We start from the raw sequence: 18,815 nt of genomic DNA on the forward strand, positions 1-18,815 counted from the left end.
AAATGATGAAGTTCCTTTTAAATAAGCAAAAAAAGAGTGAGGCTCTGCCTCACTCTAGTCTTATTTCTTTGTTTTGCCTTTGCCAAGATACTCATAGTCGTCTGGATTAATTGGAGTAAATCCCTGCGGCTTGTAGAATCTTAACAAGTCTTTATATACTACCTCATCAGACATATCCAGCTCATCATGAACCTTATTGTCAATATCCTTACACTGTGCAGGATCTGCTGCTAACTGGCCAGTTGCTGAATCATAGCATTTTTCGTTTAGCTGAGTAACCTGCTGGCCAACATAGTCGCCATTACGGAATAATACCCAGTTTCGATGTTCTTTTGATAAAAGGTCTGATCCAAATTCCATGAAATTCTTTGTATCAACACCAAGCAAATGTAGAACTGTAGGTCTTACATCGACTTCTCCTCCGAACTGATGCTGAACACCGCCCTTCACGCCTGGAACGTGAATAAATAAGGGAACCCGCTGGAGTGAAGCACTTTGCATCGGAGTAATTTGATCTACCCCAAGTACTTTTGCCATAGCATCATCGTGATTTTCTGAAATACCATAGTGGTCGCCATATAATACTACAATTGTATTGTCATACAATCCGGAAGTTTTTAAATCATTAAAGAACTGCTCTAATGCCTGGTCCATATAATGGGCAGACTGGAAATACTGGTTTACAACATCATCACCGAAATCGCCTGCAGGGAAATCTGTATCCTGTGGATCCATTTCAAAAGGAAAATGGTTTGAAAGAGTGATGAATTTTGTATAGAAAGGCTGCTTCAGATTTTTTAACATTGGCATAGATTCAGCGAAAAATGGCTTATCCTTCATACCGTAGTTTTTCGTATTCTCTTGTGACATATTGTAATACTCAGCATCGTAGAACTGATCATATCCAAGTGCTTTATACATAACGTTCCGGTTCCAGAATGTTTTGTAGTTTCCGTGGAATACAGCTGAATTATATCCATAGCCTTTTAAAATTGCTGGCATGGCATGGTACGTATTTTGAGCTTTGTTAACAAATACTGAACCCTGAGCCATTGGATAAAGGGAATTCTCCATAAGGAACTCTGCATCAGAGGTTTTACCCTGTCCAGTTTGATGATAAAAATTATCAAAGTAGAATGTATTATTATCCCGGGCAAGACTGTTTAGGAAAGGAGTTACTTCCTGTCCATTAAGTTTGTACCCAATCATAAAGTTTTGGAATGATTCCATTGATACATAAATAACATTTTTGCCTTTTGCTTTGCCAAAATAAGCTGGATTCGGCTCGGCATAGTTCGCTTTCCGGTAGTTTTCTACATCAGTAATATCACTGCTGTCAGCAAGCGCACGCTGACTTGATGATTTGATGTTCTGGATAATATCGTAAATGGTAAAATTGTATGCACCTAAATATTTAACCAGGTAAGCACGGTCAAAAGATCTTGTTAAAAGCTGCGGACGATCTTTTTCAGCTAAACCTAAATTAAAAAGGAATGCTGTAATAGAAAACAGCAAAACGATTTTAAATGGCTTTCTGGTTGATTCCTGAATATGATTAAAAACCTTGAAAGCAAGAACAATCAGGATAATGGTATCTGCAAAATAGAAGATATCAAACACTGACATAAGCGATAAAGCACTGTCTCCGAGCTGGCCGCCATTTGTTTTAGTCTGCATGAGAACAGGAACAGTAACAAAGTCATTGAAGAAACGATAATAGACTATATTCGCGTATAGCAGGAATGATAAAAGAAAATCCATAATAATTATCACAAGTTTTGCCCGTTTTTTAAACAAAAGGCCAAGGCCAAAAAAGAAAAGAGCGGAACTGATTGGATTGATAAATAGTAAAAATTGCTGCAGGGTATTTTCTATTCCCAGGTTAAATTCAATTTTATAAGCCGAATATGTCTTTATCCAGAAAAGCACAACAGCTGCTGCAAAAAACATTACATTACTGCGGCTAATTTCCTTCGGCAATTGGAATTTTTTCATTTTAATTCTCCTCTCACTTACCAGTAACTATCACGGTAAACGAACCTCAATTACTATAACACATCTTTAGAAAAAGTAAAATCTATATGGGTTCCAATTGATGGTCCGCGAGGGATTTATTTCTCGCTATTATTTGACATCAATTTCCATAATTCAGTATCACGTCTGCTTTTTTCTTCATTAGTGGAAAGATCATATTTTTTTAGAAAATGGAATGCTGCATTCAAACTTTCCTGATTTAGACCGCTTTCAAGAAAAGTTGGAAAAGCTTCCTTAATATTAGACGGCAAAAAGTCTATTTGGGTTTCAAATTTTTTTCTTACATCTTCTGTTGAATGATTAATCTTGCATTCGCTCATCTTTTTTTCTCCCCACATCTTTTATATTATTTAGAAATCAGCAACTGGCTTAGGCTTTGGGAGCCCGTTCTTTTTCATGTAGTGAAACAGAAAATAAAAAGGTATGGCACTTAAAGTTCTAAGAATACTCGCGATCGTCATTGCAAAATCCATACTATTGGTTTCAAGAAGAAATACCCCGAATTGAGGTGCAATGAAACCAACTATAGCTAATAAAATATTGTAATTTGCGATATAAGCTCCCCTATTCTTTTCGTTAGTCACTTCTAGTAACTGATTAAACAGGAGCAAGACTGTTCCAGACACAAACAGACCGGAACTTGCATTCACAATAACCAAGTATATCAGATTATCTGAAAGGATATTAAGAACAGGAGCTGTAGCCATTCCAAGGGCACAATAAAAGAGCATTTTTGAATTGCTGTGTTTATCCGCCATTTTCCCCCACCATCGAAAGCTTACGATTTGGGCAACCTGATTGGCAACATTAAACAAGCTAATCCAAAGCCCTGTTGCATGAGCGTCTTTTATTTGATAAATACTGAATAGTGACCAGGCCATCTGCCATGCAAAATTAAAAATCAGGCTGCAGATTAAAAAATAAACAAATCGTTTATCTTTAAAAGCCTTCCAATCAAGAATCCTGAACTCCTTTTTCTTTTCCTTTTTCCTCATTTGTATCGGTTCAGTATGCTTGTTTAAATAATATACTTCCACCGCTCCAAATATAAACGCAGCAAGGAATAAAATTTTATATGGGAAAGAGTTGCTTTTATCAAATTGCTGCAGTCCTATACCAACCACAAAAGTGGTTATCATACCTACTATCGTTAATACCCGATTCCTATCGCTAAAAAATCCACTTCTTCTGCTATCCGGAATCAAATCACCAATAAAGGATTGCCAGCTTAGGTTCGCAAAAGAACCAGGAAAATTCATTAAACCAACCAGTATAACAAACGCCCAGTTTCTATATTCTGAAGGAATATAAAGGACAAAAAACATAAGCAGAAGAAACAGCCTTGTAAAAAGAATGGAATACCCGGTAAATCGCTTCTTTTCTTTTATTCCATTCATAAGAAAGGAACAGACAACCATGGCAAACATACCTATAAATTGCGGGAGAGAGTTAATCAATCCTACCTGGTAGTTGGTAGCGCCAAGCACTCCTATAGCAAACAAAGTAAAATAGTTATTGCTTATATTTAATACAACGGTTTGGGCAATCCCATTTTTTATGCTATATTTTTCATTCCGTAAAACTTCGTGTTCATTATACATGGCTGTCATCTTCTTTCGGCGGAATTTTCCCTGTATTTGAATTTAACTATTTATTCATTTATTTACCAATAGCTATCATACTCCCGCTTGGATAAGGTACGCAATAAGTTTTTTGCCTTATTTCATAAATAAGTATGAAGTATGAGAACTGTTTGAAGGATTGGTTAAAAGGGGAAAATAAACAAAAAGAATCGAGGTGATATTTATGCCAAGAATAGAGCCGGAGTTTACTAAAAGCCCCTATTTTGTCGATGAGCCCGGGAACTGGCATTTAAAGCCCGGAGCACCTCCCGAGGTAAAAGAAGAATTTGAAAACTATATGCAAAACCTCAAGGATCACCAATCTCCCGGAACAATCAATGGAAATACAATTGATTACCCCTACGATAAATAAATAGAGGCTGCCTGGAACGGCAGCCTCATTCTTTAGGATATTTGTTCAATAAAATCATTAAAGGTGCTAAACAGGATACTGGGCTTCCAGCAGCCATGGTCATGTTTGGTGGTCAAAACCGGATGAACTTCATTGGATAAATCAATAAATAATGGATCACCATCTCCCTCCTCGTAACCAATGACAACCCAATTATCTTTCCATTCCCCTTCTCTCGTACCCGTTAAAGGATTACCCTCAAGATCGATCCTATAGCCAATTTGCCCTGTGAAGAACTCCTCTCTTGAAAGTAAATGATAGGAAAATTTGGATACCGTTTCTTTTAGCATTATTTCATGGTGATTCAGGGATTCCATTTGACTGATAATTGTATTTAAATCCTGATTTAACAAAGTAATCATCCTTCCTTAAAAATTCTTTTCAATTATTATCACTCTCATCTCTATTTTAAATTTTCAAAGAGGTTTTTCCGCACATTGTTTATGAAACTTTTTTGTCATTTTGTGAAAAAAAGTACAAACTAAAACTTTTGATATTATTAAAGAGGTTTTAAAAGCATAAGACCAATAGATGCTTCGGAGAAAAAAGGTTAATTTTACGATTTGTGAACGTTTTCCTTCTATATAATATATCCTTACGCTGTATGGCATAAAAAACACCCAGTTAGAAATGAAAAGATAGTCTTTAAAGTTTAAGAAAAGCGGAAGCGCCCGTTCAGCGAAGCAGCTACCTGAGTAAACATCCTTTCTCTGAATAGACAACATGCAGCTTTGCGACGACGAGCTGAACATAAGCTTCTTTGAAAAATGCTGTGGCGCAGGAGCACTTGAGTACGATGTTGACTTATCGTAGGGAGAAGCTGGATGGATCTAGCTGCACAAAGTATCACCTAACGGTCATACTTGATGCAAGATAATCCAGGAGGCTTTTCAAAGATGAAAACTCGCTGGGCGCTGGAGCTAGACAATTTAAAAGGTAAACCTTTATACTTTCTTAACCATAAATAAAAACAGCACTTCTGAAAAGAAGTACTGTTTAAAAATAATATACTTTGCTGCGTCTTACTGCTGTTTCTTAAGTGACTGCCTATATTGATATTGTTTCCATTGAAAACGGATAAAGCAGCCAATACAAAATCCCATTAAAGCAATACCTGCTGCAAGAGCAACCATGGCTGAAAAAACATAGCCTGCAATGTCCCAGCCTAGGAAAAAGCTAATTAAGCTGCCAGCAAGGCATAAGACAGCAATTACTTGATTAAACTGCTGCTGATCCCGATCTTCAGGAATATATTCAGTTGGTTTTTTCTTCAAAAACCGCTTTGCAAATCGCATGACCGGATTAAAATCAAAGGCCAGACCCATAATACCGGCAACAAGTGGAATCGCAAGGATCCATTCCTGTTTTGTTATCCATGCTGCAATTACACTTAATACGATAAACCATTGATTAGTTCGAACTAATGGCTGAGGTATTGAGTCAGAAATCATATTTTTCACACCTGTCTTATCGGAATTATATGTTTTGTTTATTCTATACCATTTTTTATATTATGTGAAGTTTTTTTAATCAAAAAAAAGAAAGCCAAAGGTTGGCTTTTCTTCCATTTAGCGATCATGCATCGGGAACTTCCCAACCGTATGAATGGCACTAATTATTCTCTTGTTAATCCATTTTCGATTTTCTAATGTATTTAGCTGCTCGAAAATTAATTTTCTTCCGTGTTCTGTTGTAACATAATGGCTTGGAAGGGTGTTTAAGGTTAAAGCAATTATGTCATTCCTGCACTTACTGCAAGGGCAAAAAGTTTGATAATCAGGACTTAGCATTGCTACATTCACCAAGGTAGTAACTATTTCTTCCATTACATTTATTAAGTTTCTTTCCATTTGGACCACTTCCAGGTATGTAGAATTTTTCTTAGCTGAATACATCTAGTTTTATTTTATCACAAGCTTTTCGTAAATGGTTGTTACCATAGCCCGAATAAAAGTTCTTTTTTTGAGAAAAATAAAACGAAAATTGAAAATGGAGTGATCAGAGATGAATGAACGAAGAGTAAAACAGATTTTATCTTCCTCTGCTGATATTGAAGTAAAATATAATGGAACCTCTGTATGGATTGATCAGTTAAATGAAGACGGCAGAACAGCAACAGTCCATTTACGTGGTCCTCTTGAAGAGCGGTCTATTGTGGAAATACATGAATTAATTGAAGAGTAAAAAACGAAAAGAGCAGGCCATGTCAGCCTGCCCTCTTTCGTTGTAACATAATTACATTTTTTAAACCATATCTTCATTCTCTTTAACAATATCCGCTGGCTCAGGCTGTTCTTTGCTGACAATTCCATTTAAAGAATCCCGGTTTTTGGGACTGTGATCCATTCCCGCTCCTGGCAGAATGTTTGCCATAGGCAGCTGTTCTAATTCTTTTCCTCTTGGCATGCTGCTATCACCCCTTATAAAAATAGGGTGACCAATTTAACGGGGATTACTCGAATTTAATTATGACAGATTCATATGCAAAATGTGCTGCATCCCTCTTGATCCTTCTCTTTCCTGTCCATTATCTCTGAACCCCGTTTTTAAATAGAGACTTTTTGCTGAAGTGTTTTTTGCATTTACAGCAAGTATAATTTCCTTTTTATCAGGATGCAGAGTTTTTACAAATCCAGCCAGTAAAAGCATCGCTTGTTTAGCGTAACCTTTGCCCTGTTCCCCGTGATTGATTGAAAAGGCCCGAAGCAGAACCGCGTCGGGATTATTAGTGAACGGAAAAATTTCTGACCCTATATGCAGTACGAAAAATCCTACTGGGTTGTCTTCCGACAAAATTACAACCGGAGTTCGATCAGGATCCTCTAAAGCAAGGGGGAGCGCATTTTCTGGCATTCCAGTAAATTTTTTTTGTTCCTCTGGAAGAAAAAAATTCATTAAAGCATAATAATGTTTTTCCTGATATAAACCTAATTTTACAGTAACAGCTTCTTCTCTCATATTTGCACCTTGACTTCATTATTTTTAATCTATTGATGAAATCGCTTTTTCAGCAAGCGAGAGAATAGTCATATCATCCATAGGAGGATTGTGAAGCCCTGCCCTCACGTCCCGATAATATCTTTGGAGGGGATTTTTTATAGATAAGCTTTTTGCCCCAACGATTCTCATAGCTATGTCCACTATTTCTATTGCTGAATTAGTGACTGACAATTTGACTGCCCCCAGCAATGGTCCCATTGTCTGCTTTTCCGCCTCATTAGCTTCATCCCATTGACGAGCAGCAGAATATAGGAAATGGGATGATTGGACAGATAACAGCTCCATTTCACCCGTTTTTTGTTTTACTGCAGGAATATCCATAATAGATCCTTTTATGCTGTTTGGTGAATACAGCTTTGCAAATTCGATTGCATACTTCTTAGCTGCCTCTGCTATTCCAAGGTAGCATGCAGGAATATGAAGCAGCCAACCATTAGCCCCTTTTTTACCTGGAGTAAAGATTTCAACAAAATTATCATAGGGTACAGTTACATAGTTTAGGATTAAATCATGACTGCCGGTGCCTCTCATGGAAATGCTGTCCCATGTTTCCTCTATTTCAAGTCCCTGTGCTGAGCGGGGAATTAGGAAGTTTCCAGTTTCTCCGGTTTCTACAACTGATGCACTTACAATAAAATAGTCAAGGACAGGTGACATTGTTGTAAAGATTTTTCTTCCACTAATAATCCAATGTCCATTTTCTTTTTGGGCCGTTGTCTGTGGCTTCCCGCCTCTTGTAGGACTTCCAGTTTGGGGTTCTGTAGCTGCGCTGTTTATCAGCGCCCCTTTTTTTACTTCTTCACAAAGCCAGGCAAATTTTTCGTTGTTCCAGGACTTTTTTTCTCCAAGATTTTTGATAATACCCATATGCCATCCTATGGCAAGAGCAGTCGATCCATCTCCTTCTGCTATCCTTGCCTGCAGCTTCAGCATTTCATATAATGAGATACCCTTGCCTCCATATTCTTTTGGAACAGTCAAAGCAGTATAGCCTGATTCTTTAAGATCCTGGATATTTTCAAATGGAAATGATCCTGATTCCTCCGTAAGAGAGGCCCTTTCCTTAAACCTTTTACTAAGTGTATTTATTAAATTCAATCTCTCTTGAGGTGTATTGTCTGAAAGAAAATTCATGTGCCGTCTCCTAACTATTCCCTTCGGGGTCCTTTAATTATCTAAATTATACCTGTTTAGATTAAAGGTGAGAAATGATAAGCACAATTCGATCAGTGATTAAAAATAAAAGGAAGTGTCCCTTTTTTGGGACACTTCCTTTTATTTTAAATCCATGTGGTTAATTTGTTGATTTCAAGGCGTGGTGAAGGACGGCCAGGGTTTAGCTTTTTCCCAACAGGAATGATCATAATTGGAACATAACGTTCTGGAACATTAAATTCTTTTACAAAGCCTTCATGATCAAATCCGCCGATCGGGCAGGTATCCCACCCCTTAGCTTGTGCAATAAGCATTAACTGCATTGCGGCCAATCCAGCATTGTGATGGGCAGCGACAAGTGGATATCCTTCTCTTTGATATGCGCCATCAATCTGGCCGGCTAATGCATTATAGATTTCGGCAGATAATGCCCCAGCCTCTACAAGTGGTGCAAAAACAGGTTCATAATTCTTATTTGCTTCTTTATCGCCTAAAATAGCAATAGTTGCAGCTGCATCACGAATTTGCGTTTGATTATAGGCCAGTTTAAATAATTTATCCTTTGCTTCCTGGTCATGAAATACATAGAAATGCCAGTGCTGCAAATTCCATGCTGATGGTGCCTTCCCAGCTAGCTCCAGAATATCTGTAAGTTCTTCTTTTGAAATCTTTTCATCTGGATCAAAAACCTTAACAGCTCTTCTTTCTTCGATTACTTGAAATAAATCCTTCAATGATGTTACCTCCTCTATGCTGTTCCATCTTATTATTCATTTATAGCAATAGCTTTATTATTTTTGTATAATTTCATTGCTATGTCCAATTATCTGCTTATAATGACTTGGACAAAAAAAAGAGCCCAATAGGGCAAGAGCTTAAAAAATTCTTTATGTAAGTGAGATTAAAACTTTCGTTGGTATTGTGAACGTTCCGAAGCAGCACCTGTTTCATCAGCAGTTTGTTTTATATATGATTTCCATTTTCCAGATGTTTTAGGCTGAGGGTCATACTTTCTCATTGGCCTTTTAGATACTACTTCTTTTAAATAAAGTGAACCTGAGGGGCTTTCCTTTTTTAATAAATGCATTAAATTTGTTATATCATCCAAAGCCCGATGCGACTGATATTCTGTAATCCCATGAGCCTGCAGTAATGTAAGTAGCTTACTGTTTTCAAATCCATAACCTTTCCAGGGAACATTCCTCATAGTACAGTACCAGTGAAGATCGTTTATCTCTGGATACATATGGTATAAGAAACTTCGGTCAAAGGAAGCGTTGTGGGCAAAAACTGAGTCAGAATCGCTAAGAAGGTTTTTAACTTTTGGATCGTCAAAAACCTTTCCCTCTACATCGCTGAAAGGGATACCGTGTATTTTAAAGGCAGACGGATAATTTCTTTTTGAAGTACTCGATAAAGGCTCTCTTAAAAATGATTGCTGATCCAAGATATCCAGAAATTCACCTGTGTCCTTTTGATATGCAAACTGAATTAGAGCCAATTCGATCATTTCATCCGCTCCAGGGCGTAAACCAGTGGTCTCTACGTCAACAATTAACCCGATTTTTTTATTTTTATCCATATTTATCATCCTAATTAGTAATTTTCATATACTTCTTGCTCTTTTTTTACATACTACCACATTTTATTTTAATCAAACGATTTTTTCCATCACTAAGGCAAAATAGAACACTTCCTTCTGTTTAGAGCTATCATTTGGAGGAATAATAAAAGAGATTGTTAATAAAGGAGTGATCAAATGACGAACAGTGAACTTAAAGAAAAAATATTAAAAATATTGCAAGAAAATAAAGTTGGAACACTTGCATCTGTTCAGCAAAACAAGCCTCATTCCCGTTATATGACTTTTTTTCATGAAGGTCTAACACTCTACACAGCAACCAGCAAAGAAACCCATAAGGTTGAAGAAATTGAAAAAAACCCTTTTGTACACATTTTACTCGGATATGATGGAGAGGGTTTTGGAGATTCATTTCTTGAAATTGAAGGTAAGGCGGCTGTTGACGACTCAGCGGAAATGAAAAACAAATTATGGAATGAGTACTTAGAGAAATGGTTTAAAGGTCCCGATGACCAAGATTATATTGTCCTCCGTATCGAACCTTCTTTAATCAGACTAATGAATAATAAGGGATTGGAACCAGAAATACTAGAACTATAAAACGCCATTTTTTGGCGTTTTTTCAATTTTTAGCCTATTTTTTCACGGTTCTTTTGGTATAATTCGATTATGGACCAGGATACCGGGGGGAAAATGAAACAGTTTTAGGAAGAACTTCTTTTACATTTTTTTCTTATGATAATCATCCCTCTAGCAAGTACATTATTGATTGGAAAAGCTGAAAAATTTTTTCCAATCAATGTTTGGGGTTCTCATATTAACCACTTTTTTAACCATATCCTTTCCAGTTGGAATCTCAGACGGTCTTTCTTTTGATTTTAAATTTATCCCCGTTTTCGTTGCCTTTCTCTATTTGGGACCCAAACCTGACATTCTTATCATCATTGCAATTGAGTTATTTGAGTCTGTTAGTTCACCAGCAAAGATCCCTATTGCTTTATTAAACTACCTGATTATTTCCATTCCGTTATTCATTGTTGCTAGAAAATACAATAATTATAAAATTGCCAAGAAAATTCGCATTGCCAGCTTTTTTTACGTATTAATATCCTTTTCACGGTTAACCCTGCTCATTGGTACTGGTAAATTAAATGTTTCCGTTTATGTGCTTATGTTTACTTTTATCTCCTTTGCAGCCTAGTGTGCCATTATATATTTTATTGAAATTACCCGGCTGAAGGTATATATGCTTGAGCAGCTGCAAAATGCTAAAAAAATGAATGCCATAAGCCAGCTAGCTGCTTCCATGGCTCATGAAATAAGAAACCCGATGACAACGATTCGCGGGTTCATGCAAATAATGAGAGATCAAAAGAACCTAAACTCCAAACAAACTATGTATGTCTCTCTCTCTTGAGGAACTGGAAAGAACACAAAACATTATTTATGACTTTTTAGCTCTGGCCAGGCCTTCCGGAAGTAATTTTGAAATTCTGAATGCTTCATCTCTTCTAAAGGAAACTGTAGAATTTATGCGTCCCTATTCAGCCATTGCCAATATAGATATCCATTCAAACATTCAGGAGGGTGGCAAGATTGAGGGCAGCCCTCCTGAATTTAAATAATTAATGATTAACCTAATGAAAAATGGGATTGAAGCAATGCCAGAGGGCGGGGAATTAATAATAATATGCCAGTCACAGGATGGTTTTGTTTCAATTATTATTGAGGATAAAGGTATTGGTTTGTCCACGAAACAGCTTTATCAGCTTGGCCAACCCTACTATTCTACGAAAACCAAAGGGACAGGTCTTGGCCTGATGATTTCCTTTATATACTTAAACGAATGAAAGGGAAAGTTCAAATCGACAGTGAAATCAATAAAGGCACCAAATTTACTCTCCTATTTAAAGAAGCTGTCTCTTAAACTAACGAAAGTAAAAAGTCCGGAATAGCCCCGGACTTTTTACTTTTCATTAAGAAATATGGATTTTACTTCCAGTAATTTCGAGTAAGCTTATCCACCCTGGAATGGCAGGTTGTTGCGCTTTTTTCTCTTTATAATGATACGGCCTGGCTGCCCATTTGCTCCCAGGCATTAATGAAGTTTTCCCTGTCCAGCTTTCTGTTTTTAAATCCGTAAGGGTCGTTAATGTAAATATGGTCTTTATCATAGCCAGTTATTACGACACTATGCTGGCTGAAAGTAATTTTAATTGTCCCTTGTGGTGTTTTCCAGGACTGAAAAACATTAACAGGAGCAAAGCTTGTGGTTATAATGACCCAAACTGGAAAACCGTGACCTACTTTCTCAAGAACGCTTGAAAACGGCTTGTTAGTTAAATCAATAACTTTATCACCTGCATACTGTCTGGCTAAGTCTACAATAGGTCCATGATAGACACCAAGCCCTGGGCCATTTTCCATGTTCCCAACAAAACCTTCATTTGGATTTCCCTTTAATCCTTGACCAATATTCAGGGGAACTCTTTTAATCTTTCTGGCTAATTCATTCTTGTTTACCTGATAACCATGAAACTTAAGAATCATTCCGAGACTGGTAACCTCACACCCATTATAAAGGCGCGGGGCTTCCATTTGTTTGAATAAAGGAACATCCAAAATAATGTGATCCGGGAGCGGCGGGAGTTTTTTCTCTTTTAGAGCAATAACCTTTTTCTTAACTGGAATTATATCTGCTTGAGCATCAATTTCCTTGGGTTTTAATATATTAAAATCGAGTGCGCTGCAGCCTGACAATAACAAACTGGCTGACATAAAAACTAAAAGGATTTCTTTTGTGTAGTTTTTCATTTTTTACCTCACTGCTTTTACTGTCTGTTTATTCAATAAGCCTATTATATTAAAAGTTTTATAGAAATTGCCAAACTAAAGGCTTGGTAATTTCTTTAAGCTAAATAAATTGGTTATTAATGAAATAGTCCTGGTAAATCACCTGTGAAGTTTTTGCTTTTATATATACCTTATGGATTAATTTTGGTGTGGCTATTCTATTTTGTGAATAACAGAAAAATTTAGTAAGTATTCTTAATTAAACTTTTACTTAAAAGAGCAAGAGGAGGAATAGCTGGATGAACAAAAGCCTTTCAAGGACGCCATTGACAATCCTAAACAGAATTTCTCCACAAATGCATAATAAAGTAAATGCCTTCGTTACATTGGATATTTAACATTCGTTTTTCTTTGATCGGTATTCCTTTATCAATTGATTCCTGGTACGAACGTTCTGCTTCGGCATCTATTTGCTTTTGCATTTTATCGTAGTCCCAATTTTTTTAAAAACAAGAAGGGAGGAAACCTTGGCTTCCTCCCTATTGTGGACTTGGTCTATGAAATAACCCGATTACTTCTATTGTTTCTGTAATGTTCACAAAAGCCTCCGGGTCTACGTTTTCAATTATGCTTTTAACTTCAGCGAGTTCATAGCGTGAAATGACTGCAATTAATATGCTTCGCTTCTCATTTGAGAATCCTCCTACACCATCCATTACAGTTAAACCCCTATAAACCTTAGATATAAATCTCTCCCTAATTTCATCACCTTTTTCGGTAATAATCATTAAGGTCAGTTTAACATGATGTGTATAAACGGCATCAACCACTTTTCCAGTGACAAATATGGATACAAGTGTGTAAAGGGCCTGGTCCCAGTCAAATAGAAAGCCACTTATAACGATTACCGCTGCATTCATTCCTGATAGAAGAGCTCCAAGCGGAAAGTCCTTTTTCCTTGAAACAATCATGCCAATAATATCAAATCCCCCTGTTGAACCAGAGGAACGAAATACGATTCCAACTCCCAATCCCGTAAGTGCCCCGCCAAAGATGGATGACAAAATTTTATCCTGGACAATAGCCTGTACAGGGACAATATAAAGGCCTACAGAAATAATCAGGACTGATATAAGTGTATTCCAAATAAACTTCTTACCCAGTTTCAAATAACCAATAACTAATAAAGGAAAATTAAGCAAGAAGTTAGCAACCCCAGTATTGATTGGTGAAATCATCGCTATGATCATTGACAAGCCGCTCATACCGCTGCTCATCACTTTGTGAGGTATTAAAAATAAATTAAAAGCAAGTATAATAATTATCGATCCAAATATTAATCTCAGCAACCTCATCAAAGTGTCCTCCTGAAACAAACAGACTTTTTTAAAAAATATACAGATTATCCCTTACTAAGTAAATTTAATAGTTTTTTAAAATAATTTAAATTTGTCTGTCTTTAGGTTGATCTTTCCAGATATCTGTACTGGCGGCCATTACTAAAGAATTATTTTTTAAGCAGATAGAACAGCTGCTTTTTAGTTCAAATTTTAAGGTACCCCAGACATTGGAAGACAATGTACTTAGTTTTTCTCTTTCTCTCTCAGAGGATTTATTTATGAAATAAGACAGAAGAAAAATATTTCATATATGAAGTTTTAAAATATGATTTAGTTCATATATGAAATAATGAAGAAATAAAAGGGAAACCATTACGTTTTCGTCCCGGAAAAAGAATTTAACTGATTTTTAATATATCCTAGCTGCATTTGAAGCTTAGTCCGCTCTTCATTCCCAAGAAATCCGAATATTTTTCTTAGATATTCTTCATATTGGGAATTGAATTGATCTTTTATTTGCTCCCCTTTCTCTGTAAGACATACCAGTGATATTCTCTGATCGGATGGGTGTATTTCTTTTTGCACATAACCATCCCTCTTCAATCTCTGGATCATAGTGGTCATGTTACTTGGTGCACAGCCAATTTCCTCAATTAATTCTGTCATCGTAGCTTTTCCAAGCCGCGATAGAACCTGAATGACCCCAAACTGAACAAAACTAATATTTAATGATTCTAGTTCTTTATCAAGGCCCCTTTGAAGGAGATGATACACATCTCTGACTAAATTATACAGCTCCCTATTCTGGTTCATTTTGTATCCCCCTTGATAATTTCAATAAAAATAACTATTCTGATATAAAGATAATTCTGGTGTTAGCGCATTTAATTAATAAAAAAAGATTGACATTCTTCTGTTTTTAATTATACTTTAAAACTATACTAACTTAATAATTTAAATCCTCATCAACCGATGAGGTAGAGGTCGCAGCTTTTATTAGTAAATCGGACGAGGTTCAGAGGAAACCTATAACTCCGTTTTGAAAGGAAGAGCTGCCGAAGTTTGTTTTTGTTCTCTGCAAAGGCAAGCTGGGGCTGTTTCCAAAAAGGAACAGAACTGTCACGTTTGCGCCCTACCAGCCAAACGTGTTGTGCTATCTTTCGGAAGGTATGATGCGGGGTACTGATATGCCGTCGAATCTGCTTCGAGGGCATTTTTTTATTCCTGGCTCCTTCCAGAACATCAGAAAAAAGGGGTATAGATTTTCATGCAAACATCTTACAAAGAAAAAACAGCATCACCTGCTTTTCCAGAATCTAAAAAAGGAACATCTGAGTTAAAGCGTTCCTTAAAGTCCAGACACTTAACTATGATCTCCTTAGGCGGGACGATTGGTACAGGTTTATTTTTGGCAAGTGGCGGAGCAATCCACACAGCCGGGCCGGGGGGAGCACTTCTCTCATATATTCTTATTGGAATTATGGTTTATTTCCTAATGACAAGCCTTGCTGAAATGGCGGCTTACATGCCTGTTGCTGGAAGCTTTAGCACTTATGCTACAAAATTTGTAGATCCATCACTTGGGTTTGCTTTAGGATGGAATTACTGGTACAACTGGGCTATTACAATTGCTGCCGAACTTTCTGCTGTAACAATGATTATGAAGTTTTGGTTTCCCAATACCCCTTCTATTATTTGGAGCAGTATATTTCTAGTGATTATGTTCCTCTTAAACTATTTATCCGTAAAAGGATTTGGTGAAGCGGAATATTGGTTCTCTTTAGTAAAAGTAGTCACTGTCATTATTTTTATTATTACCGGCTTTTTAATGATTTTTGGAATTATGGGAGGACATGCACCTGTTGGGTTTAAAAACTTTACTGCTGGCGATGCTCCTTTCCATGGCGGCTTTATGACTATGCTCGGTATCTTTATGGCGGCAGGATTTTCTTTCCAGGGTACTGAATTGCTGGGAGTAGCTGCCGGCGAGAGTGAAGATCCTTCTAAAAGCATTCCAAAAGCGGTTAAACAGGTTTTCTGGCGTATCCTACTTTTCTATGTACTTGCCATTTTTGTAATTGGATTGTTGATTCCTTATACTAACCCTAACCTCGCAAGTGGCGAAGTTACAGTTAGCCCGTTCACAATGGTATTCCAAAAAGCAGGAATTGCTTTTGCGGCATCTGTTATGAATGCTATCATTTTAACCGCAGTACTATCAGCAGGGAACTCAGGTATGTATGCTTCTACAAGAATGCTGTGGGATTTGGCCCGTGAAGGAAAAGCTCCAAAGTTTCTTTCCAAATTAAACAATAATGGAGTACCTGTCAATGCTTTACTTGTAACATCTCTAGTTGGTACATTGGCCTTCCTTGCCTCTTTATTTGGAGACGGCACCGTTTATATCTGGCTGCTTAACGCATCCGGAATGTCCGGTTTTATTGCGTGGCTTGGAATTGCCATAAGTCATTATCGTTTCCGTAAAGCATTTATTGCACAGGGCAAAAACCTAAATGTACTGCCATATAAAGCTCTGTTATTCCCATTTGGCCCTATATTCGCATTTGTTCTTTGTACAATTGTAGTTTTGGGTCAAAACTACTCAGCATTTATGGGTGACCATATCGATTGGAATGGTGTTCTTATTTCCTATATTGGCCTTCCTCTCTTTATTGTAACCTGGCTTGTTTATAAATTTATTAAAAAAACAAAGGTTGTTAAACTGGAAGAGTGCGACCTTTCAAACTAAGTTATAAGCTGTCTAGTGCGGTACTCATTCCGCTCGGACAGTTTTTTTATTATTTCAAAATTAATTTCATTTCTACTGTTTGTGGGTTTGTCCAAAAATTAATCTTCGTTATTCCCTAGTAGTTTTATATTCTTTGATACATAAAAACTATTTCAGACTGTTTATCTTCCCCCCCAATATCACTCCATTTTTCAATACCTTTTCTCATTCCGCAATCTATTTACATATTCAGGGATTCCTGTAAATGCAAATGCTATTAATGTGGAACTTTTTGTTTTCAAATCGAAAACAAAAAAGGTTTTACTCATTTTATTCTTTATTTCTGCCCTCAGAAACAAACTGTTTCTAATCTGCAAATACATCCCCCCCTCTAAAAGGTATGTATTCTAATTTTTAAAGTTAAATCCTTTAACCCATTAAGCTTTTCGGGTGTAATAAGAATTGGATAAACTTAATGGGTTATCTTAATTATAGGAGGGATTATTATGTCCAGAAGAAGAAAATTACTCGTTCCGGAAGCAAGAAAAGCAATGGATGAATTGAAGGCTAAAGTAGCTGAAACAAACAATCCAGAAGAAGCTAAATTTGAAATAGCAAAAGAGGAAGGTGTTCCATTAGAGCACGGTTATAACGGGCTTCTAACTGCCCGCCAGGCAGGAAAAACAGGCGGAAAACTCGGAGGGCAAATGGTTAGTGAACTGATCAAAATGGCAAAAGAAAATTTAAATAAAAATAATAGGTAAATTATATCCATTATGAGGAGCCAATCTTTGCTCCTTTTTCTTTGTTTTTACCTGCATAAAAAACCCCTAACCCTTACTCGTCCATACTTTCCTCCTAAAAAAAGCAAGTAATTTGCCCGTTTTGGAAATTTTTTATACAAAAAGTTTGACAAATTTGTGTCAAGGTGTAGAATATTCAGTAAAAGGGGATGTTATTATGGACCATATGAAACCAGCCTTAGCAGGTAAGAAAATCGCTTCCATTGGTATTTTAATTGGGTTAATCATCTTTTTTGGCAGCCTTTTTGCAAGCGGTTACAATGAGAACTATTATATTTCTGTTTTTGGTATCGGGGTCATCATCGCATCAATGGTATTCTTCGGATTTGGAATGTTTCTTAGTCTTGCGGATGAAATATCTGCTAAGCGCGAAAGAATTTAAGGTTATATGAAAAAGCCCGCCTTTTACGGCGGGCTTTTTTCCTGTTAAAAAATATAAAAACGAAGGATCTCCTGCATGGAGGTCCTTCGTTTTATATTTTTGTAGTAGACAATGCATTAGCAAGCGTGGATTTTATGGTCACCCGTTCAAAAGATAGTCCCAGCTGGACAGCTGTTTGGGCGATCTCTGGACGAATGCCTGATATAGTAGATTCAACACCAATTAAATCGAGAGCTTTTAGTAATTGAAAAATCTGATGAGCTACCATAGTATCAATCATTACTACACCAGATAAATCAATATATAAGTGTTTAACTCCCTTTTCCCCGCATTGTGTTAAGGTATTTTCTAATATCATTTTAGCCCTGGCTGTATCAATGTCTCCTATTAACGGAAGAAGAGCCCTGTCATCTTTCAATGAGATAACTGGAGAGCTAAGTTCATTGATCATTTCCTGCTGGGCCACTAGCTGCCTGTTGGAAAGTTTATATGCTTCCTCCGCAAACCGATGAATAGCAACGTCAAAAGCTTTAATTATCATTTCATTCCATAAATCAACTATTGACTGTTCTATCTTCTCTTTGTTTTCATCGATAAAGTTTCTAACATATTTTAAAAATATATCCCTAACACGTATGAATTCACGAATAATGTTAGGAATGGGTGTTTTCATATGTTCAGGATCACTTGCTATCATAACAATCCATTCATCGAAGGTTTTGAAAAACTGTGACTTTTCTTCAATAAAAAGCCGATTAAAATGAAGAACAAAATCAAGGTTTTGTTCTCTTAATATTTTAACAATATGAGAATTCTTAGACGCATAAACAGACGTTGCATCCGAATCCTCGATATTGTCAAACCATTCATTGCTAATATCTTTTGCATGCTCTTCCATATAAAGAAATAAAGATTGATTTCTATGCATCGAATACTCTCCTTGAAATATTAATGGTTAGGTATT

The 18,815-nt window shown here is 36.6% G+C and carries 25 protein-coding genes and 1 riboswitch; of the genes, 9 read left to right on the forward strand and 16 right to left on the reverse strand.

Going from position 1 to position 18,815, the window contains the following annotated elements; translation table 11 throughout:
* Positions 1 to 60: 60 nt before the first annotated feature.
* From ltaS to G8761_RS10795, 3 genes are all read right to left on the reverse strand, one after another.
* Complete coding sequence (ltaS, locus tag G8761_RS10785; protein WP_166026433.1) at positions 61 to 1,995, reverse strand: lipoteichoic acid synthase; 1,935 nt, start codon at positions 1,993 to 1,995, stop codon at positions 61 to 63.
* A 116-nt stretch (positions 1,996 to 2,111) separates the two neighbouring features.
* Entirely contained in the window at positions 2,112 to 2,354 is a 243-nt protein-coding gene (locus G8761_RS10790; protein WP_166026435.1) for a group-specific protein, read from the reverse strand.
* 30 nt (positions 2,355 to 2,384) lie between these two features.
* Positions 2,385 to 3,635: an MFS transporter gene (locus G8761_RS10795; RefSeq protein WP_166026437.1), complete on the reverse strand. Its 1,251-nt coding sequence runs from the start codon at positions 3,633 to 3,635 to the stop codon at positions 2,385 to 2,387.
* Between the two features lie 205 nt (positions 3,636 to 3,840).
* Here G8761_RS10795 and G8761_RS10800 point away from each other — a divergent pair, with 205 nt between their 5' ends.
* Positions 3,841 to 4,029 carry a hypothetical protein gene (locus G8761_RS10800; RefSeq protein WP_166026439.1) on the forward strand — a complete coding sequence of 63 codons (189 nt, stop codon included), beginning with the start codon at positions 3,841 to 3,843 and terminating at the stop codon, positions 4,027 to 4,029.
* A gap of 32 nt (positions 4,030 to 4,061) precedes the next feature.
* On the opposite strand, the gene G8761_RS10805 is transcribed toward G8761_RS10800, so the two are convergent.
* The 3 genes from G8761_RS10805 to G8761_RS10815 all read right to left on the reverse strand — a co-directional run bounded on the left by G8761_RS10805 (position 4,062) and on the right by G8761_RS10815 (position 5,918).
* On the reverse strand, positions 4,062 to 4,421 hold the full coding sequence (locus G8761_RS10805) for an SMI1/KNR4 family protein (RefSeq protein WP_166026441.1): 360 nt from the start codon (positions 4,419 to 4,421) through the stop codon (positions 4,062 to 4,064).
* 669 nt (positions 4,422 to 5,090) lie between these two features.
* Positions 5,091 to 5,519, reverse strand: coding sequence for a DUF4395 domain-containing protein (locus G8761_RS10810; RefSeq protein WP_166026443.1), 429 nt, complete (start codon positions 5,517 to 5,519; stop codon positions 5,091 to 5,093).
* Between the two features lie 117 nt (positions 5,520 to 5,636).
* On the reverse strand, positions 5,637 to 5,918 hold the full coding sequence (locus tag G8761_RS10815) for a late competence development ComFB family protein (protein WP_243449981.1): 282 nt from the start codon (positions 5,916 to 5,918) through the stop codon (positions 5,637 to 5,639).
* A gap of 154 nt (positions 5,919 to 6,072) precedes the next feature.
* On the opposite strand from G8761_RS10815, the gene G8761_RS10820 reads away from it, so the two are divergent.
* Positions 6,073 to 6,252: an H-type small acid-soluble spore protein gene (locus G8761_RS10820; RefSeq protein WP_166026445.1), complete on the forward strand. Its 180-nt coding sequence runs from the start codon at positions 6,073 to 6,075 to the stop codon at positions 6,250 to 6,252.
* Between the two features lie 60 nt (positions 6,253 to 6,312).
* On the opposite strand, the gene G8761_RS10825 is transcribed toward G8761_RS10820, so the two are convergent.
* The 5 genes from G8761_RS10825 to G8761_RS10845 all read right to left on the reverse strand — a co-directional run bounded on the left by G8761_RS10825 (position 6,313) and on the right by G8761_RS10845 (position 9,805).
* Complete coding sequence (locus G8761_RS10825; protein ID WP_166026447.1) at positions 6,313 to 6,474, reverse strand: hypothetical protein; 162 nt, start codon at positions 6,472 to 6,474, stop codon at positions 6,313 to 6,315.
* A gap of 60 nt (positions 6,475 to 6,534) precedes the next feature.
* Positions 6,535 to 7,026 (reverse strand): GNAT family N-acetyltransferase, encoded by a 492-nt coding sequence (locus G8761_RS10830; RefSeq protein ID WP_166026448.1) that lies wholly within the window; start codon positions 7,024 to 7,026, stop codon positions 6,535 to 6,537.
* Positions 7,027 to 7,050: 24 nt separating this feature from the next.
* Positions 7,051 to 8,202 carry an acyl-CoA dehydrogenase family protein gene (locus G8761_RS10835; protein WP_166026450.1) on the reverse strand — a complete coding sequence of 384 codons (1,152 nt, stop codon included), beginning with the start codon at positions 8,200 to 8,202 and terminating at the stop codon, positions 7,051 to 7,053.
* A gap of 146 nt (positions 8,203 to 8,348) precedes the next feature.
* The gene (locus G8761_RS10840; RefSeq protein WP_166026452.1) at positions 8,349 to 8,957 is read right to left on the reverse strand and encodes a nitroreductase family protein; all 609 of its coding nucleotides are present in this window, start codon (positions 8,955 to 8,957) and stop codon (positions 8,349 to 8,351) included.
* 167 nt (positions 8,958 to 9,124) lie between these two features.
* Entirely contained in the window at positions 9,125 to 9,805 is a 681-nt protein-coding gene (locus G8761_RS10845; RefSeq protein ID WP_166026453.1) for an exonuclease domain-containing protein, read from the reverse strand.
* Between the two features lie 177 nt (positions 9,806 to 9,982).
* Here G8761_RS10845 and G8761_RS10850 point away from each other — a divergent pair, with 177 nt between their 5' ends.
* The 4 genes from G8761_RS10850 to G8761_RS10865 all read left to right on the forward strand — a co-directional run bounded on the left by G8761_RS10850 (position 9,983) and on the right by G8761_RS10865 (position 11,655).
* Entirely contained in the window at positions 9,983 to 10,405 is a 423-nt protein-coding gene (locus tag G8761_RS10850) for a pyridoxamine 5'-phosphate oxidase family protein (protein ID WP_166026455.1), read from the forward strand.
* 169 nt (positions 10,406 to 10,574) lie between these two features.
* Positions 10,575 to 11,006, forward strand: a complete 432-nt coding sequence (locus tag G8761_RS10855; protein ID WP_166026457.1) for a hypothetical protein — start codon at positions 10,575 to 10,577, stop codon at positions 11,004 to 11,006.
* A 75-nt stretch (positions 11,007 to 11,081) separates the two neighbouring features.
* On the forward strand, positions 11,082 to 11,222 hold the full coding sequence (locus G8761_RS28060; RefSeq protein ID WP_420800247.1) for a histidine kinase dimerization/phospho-acceptor domain-containing protein: 141 nt from the start codon (positions 11,082 to 11,084) through the stop codon (positions 11,220 to 11,222).
* Positions 11,223 to 11,445: 223 nt separating this feature from the next.
* The gene (locus G8761_RS10865; RefSeq protein WP_166026461.1) at positions 11,446 to 11,655 is read left to right on the forward strand and encodes an ATP-binding protein; all 210 of its coding nucleotides are present in this window, start codon (positions 11,446 to 11,448) and stop codon (positions 11,653 to 11,655) included.
* 208 nt (positions 11,656 to 11,863) lie between these two features.
* Here G8761_RS10865 and G8761_RS10870 read toward each other — a convergent pair whose 3' ends face one another.
* From G8761_RS10870 to G8761_RS10885, 4 genes are all read right to left on the reverse strand, one after another.
* The gene (locus tag G8761_RS10870; RefSeq protein WP_243449982.1) at positions 11,864 to 12,619 is read right to left on the reverse strand and encodes a C39 family peptidase; all 756 of its coding nucleotides are present in this window, start codon (positions 12,617 to 12,619) and stop codon (positions 11,864 to 11,866) included.
* Positions 12,620 to 12,933: 314 nt separating this feature from the next.
* Positions 12,934 to 13,080, reverse strand: coding sequence for a hypothetical protein (locus tag G8761_RS10875; protein WP_166026463.1), 147 nt, complete (start codon positions 13,078 to 13,080; stop codon positions 12,934 to 12,936).
* Positions 13,081 to 13,137: 57 nt separating this feature from the next.
* Positions 13,138 to 13,956, reverse strand: a complete 819-nt coding sequence (locus G8761_RS10880) for a YitT family protein (RefSeq protein WP_166026465.1) — start codon at positions 13,954 to 13,956, stop codon at positions 13,138 to 13,140.
* Between the two features lie 354 nt (positions 13,957 to 14,310).
* Positions 14,311 to 14,751: a MarR family winged helix-turn-helix transcriptional regulator gene (locus tag G8761_RS10885; protein ID WP_166026467.1), complete on the reverse strand. Its 441-nt coding sequence runs from the start codon at positions 14,749 to 14,751 to the stop codon at positions 14,311 to 14,313.
* Between the two features lie 157 nt (positions 14,752 to 14,908).
* A riboswitch (Lysine riboswitch) is annotated at positions 14,909 to 15,102 on the forward strand.
* A gap of 103 nt (positions 15,103 to 15,205) precedes the next feature.
* Here G8761_RS10885 and G8761_RS10890 point away from each other — a divergent pair.
* From G8761_RS10890 to G8761_RS10900, 3 genes are all read left to right on the forward strand, one after another.
* Positions 15,206 to 16,687, forward strand: coding sequence for an amino acid permease (locus G8761_RS10890; RefSeq protein ID WP_166026469.1), 1,482 nt, complete (start codon positions 15,206 to 15,208; stop codon positions 16,685 to 16,687).
* 485 nt (positions 16,688 to 17,172) lie between these two features.
* The gene (locus G8761_RS10895) at positions 17,173 to 17,430 is read left to right on the forward strand and encodes an alpha/beta-type small acid-soluble spore protein (protein ID WP_166026471.1); all 258 of its coding nucleotides are present in this window, start codon (positions 17,173 to 17,175) and stop codon (positions 17,428 to 17,430) included.
* A 196-nt stretch (positions 17,431 to 17,626) separates the two neighbouring features.
* The gene (locus G8761_RS10900) at positions 17,627 to 17,851 is read left to right on the forward strand and encodes a hypothetical protein (RefSeq protein ID WP_166026473.1); all 225 of its coding nucleotides are present in this window, start codon (positions 17,627 to 17,629) and stop codon (positions 17,849 to 17,851) included.
* A gap of 91 nt (positions 17,852 to 17,942) precedes the next feature.
* Here the strand turns inward: G8761_RS10900 and G8761_RS10905 are convergent, their stop codons facing one another.
* Positions 17,943 to 18,779 (reverse strand): STAS domain-containing protein, encoded by an 837-nt coding sequence (locus G8761_RS10905; RefSeq protein WP_166026475.1) that lies wholly within the window; start codon positions 18,777 to 18,779, stop codon positions 17,943 to 17,945.
* Positions 18,780 to 18,815 lie beyond the last annotated feature (36 nt).

It is taken from the genome of Neobacillus terrae (assembly GCF_011393025.1).
Classification (GTDB): Bacteria; Bacillota; Bacilli; order Bacillales; family Cytobacillaceae; genus Neobacillus_A; species Neobacillus_A terrae.

What these genes read in the sequence shown, in the direction of transcription:
- ltaS (WP_166026433.1), bottom strand. Translation starts at nt 1,995, where the DNA reads ATGAAAAAATTCCAATTGCCGAAGGAAATTAGCCGCAGTAATGTAATG.
- G8761_RS10790 (WP_166026435.1), bottom strand. Translation starts at nt 2,354, where the DNA reads ATGAGCGAATGCAAGATTAATCATTCAACAGAAGATGTAAGAAAAAAA.
- G8761_RS10795 (WP_166026437.1), bottom strand. Translation starts at nt 3,635, where the DNA reads ATGTATAATGAACACGAAGTTTTACGGAATGAAAAATATAGCATAAAA.
- G8761_RS10800 (WP_166026439.1), top strand. Translation starts at nt 3,841, where the DNA reads ATGCCAAGAATAGAGCCGGAGTTTACTAAAAGCCCCTATTTTGTCGAT.
- G8761_RS10810 (WP_166026443.1), bottom strand. Translation starts at nt 5,519, where the DNA reads ATGATTTCTGACTCAATACCTCAGCCATTAGTTCGAACTAATCAATGG.
- G8761_RS10815 (WP_243449981.1), bottom strand. Translation starts at nt 5,918, where the DNA reads ATGGAAAGAAACTTAATAAATGTAATGGAAGAAATAGTTACTACCTTG.
- G8761_RS10820 (WP_166026445.1), top strand. Translation starts at nt 6,073, where the DNA reads ATGAATGAACGAAGAGTAAAACAGATTTTATCTTCCTCTGCTGATATT.
- G8761_RS10825 (WP_166026447.1), bottom strand. Translation starts at nt 6,474, where the DNA reads ATGCCAAGAGGAAAAGAATTAGAACAGCTGCCTATGGCAAACATTCTG.
- G8761_RS10830 (WP_166026448.1), bottom strand. Translation starts at nt 7,026, where the DNA reads ATGAGAGAAGAAGCTGTTACTGTAAAATTAGGTTTATATCAGGAAAAA.
- G8761_RS10835 (WP_166026450.1), bottom strand. Translation starts at nt 8,202, where the DNA reads ATGAATTTTCTTTCAGACAATACACCTCAAGAGAGATTGAATTTAATA.
- G8761_RS10845 (WP_166026453.1), bottom strand. Translation starts at nt 9,805, where the DNA reads ATGGATAAAAATAAAAAAATCGGGTTAATTGTTGACGTAGAGACCACT.
- G8761_RS10850 (WP_166026455.1), top strand. Translation starts at nt 9,983, where the DNA reads ATGACGAACAGTGAACTTAAAGAAAAAATATTAAAAATATTGCAAGAA.
- G8761_RS28060 (WP_420800247.1), top strand. Translation starts at nt 11,082, where the DNA reads ATGAATGCCATAAGCCAGCTAGCTGCTTCCATGGCTCATGAAATAAGA.
- G8761_RS10865 (WP_166026461.1), top strand. Translation starts at nt 11,446, where the DNA reads ATGAAAAATGGGATTGAAGCAATGCCAGAGGGCGGGGAATTAATAATA.
- G8761_RS10870 (WP_243449982.1), bottom strand. Translation starts at nt 12,619, where the DNA reads ATGAAAAACTACACAAAAGAAATCCTTTTAGTTTTTATGTCAGCCAGT.
- G8761_RS10875 (WP_166026463.1), bottom strand. Translation starts at nt 13,080, where the DNA reads ATGCAAAAGCAAATAGATGCCGAAGCAGAACGTTCGTACCAGGAATCA.
- G8761_RS10885 (WP_166026467.1), bottom strand. Translation starts at nt 14,751, where the DNA reads ATGAACCAGAATAGGGAGCTGTATAATTTAGTCAGAGATGTGTATCAT.
- G8761_RS10890 (WP_166026469.1), top strand. Translation starts at nt 15,206, where the DNA reads ATGCAAACATCTTACAAAGAAAAAACAGCATCACCTGCTTTTCCAGAA.
- G8761_RS10895 (WP_166026471.1), top strand. Translation starts at nt 17,173, where the DNA reads ATGTCCAGAAGAAGAAAATTACTCGTTCCGGAAGCAAGAAAAGCAATG.
- G8761_RS10900 (WP_166026473.1), top strand. Translation starts at nt 17,627, where the DNA reads ATGGACCATATGAAACCAGCCTTAGCAGGTAAGAAAATCGCTTCCATT.
- G8761_RS10905 (WP_166026475.1), bottom strand. Translation starts at nt 18,779, where the DNA reads ATGCATAGAAATCAATCTTTATTTCTTTATATGGAAGAGCATGCAAAA.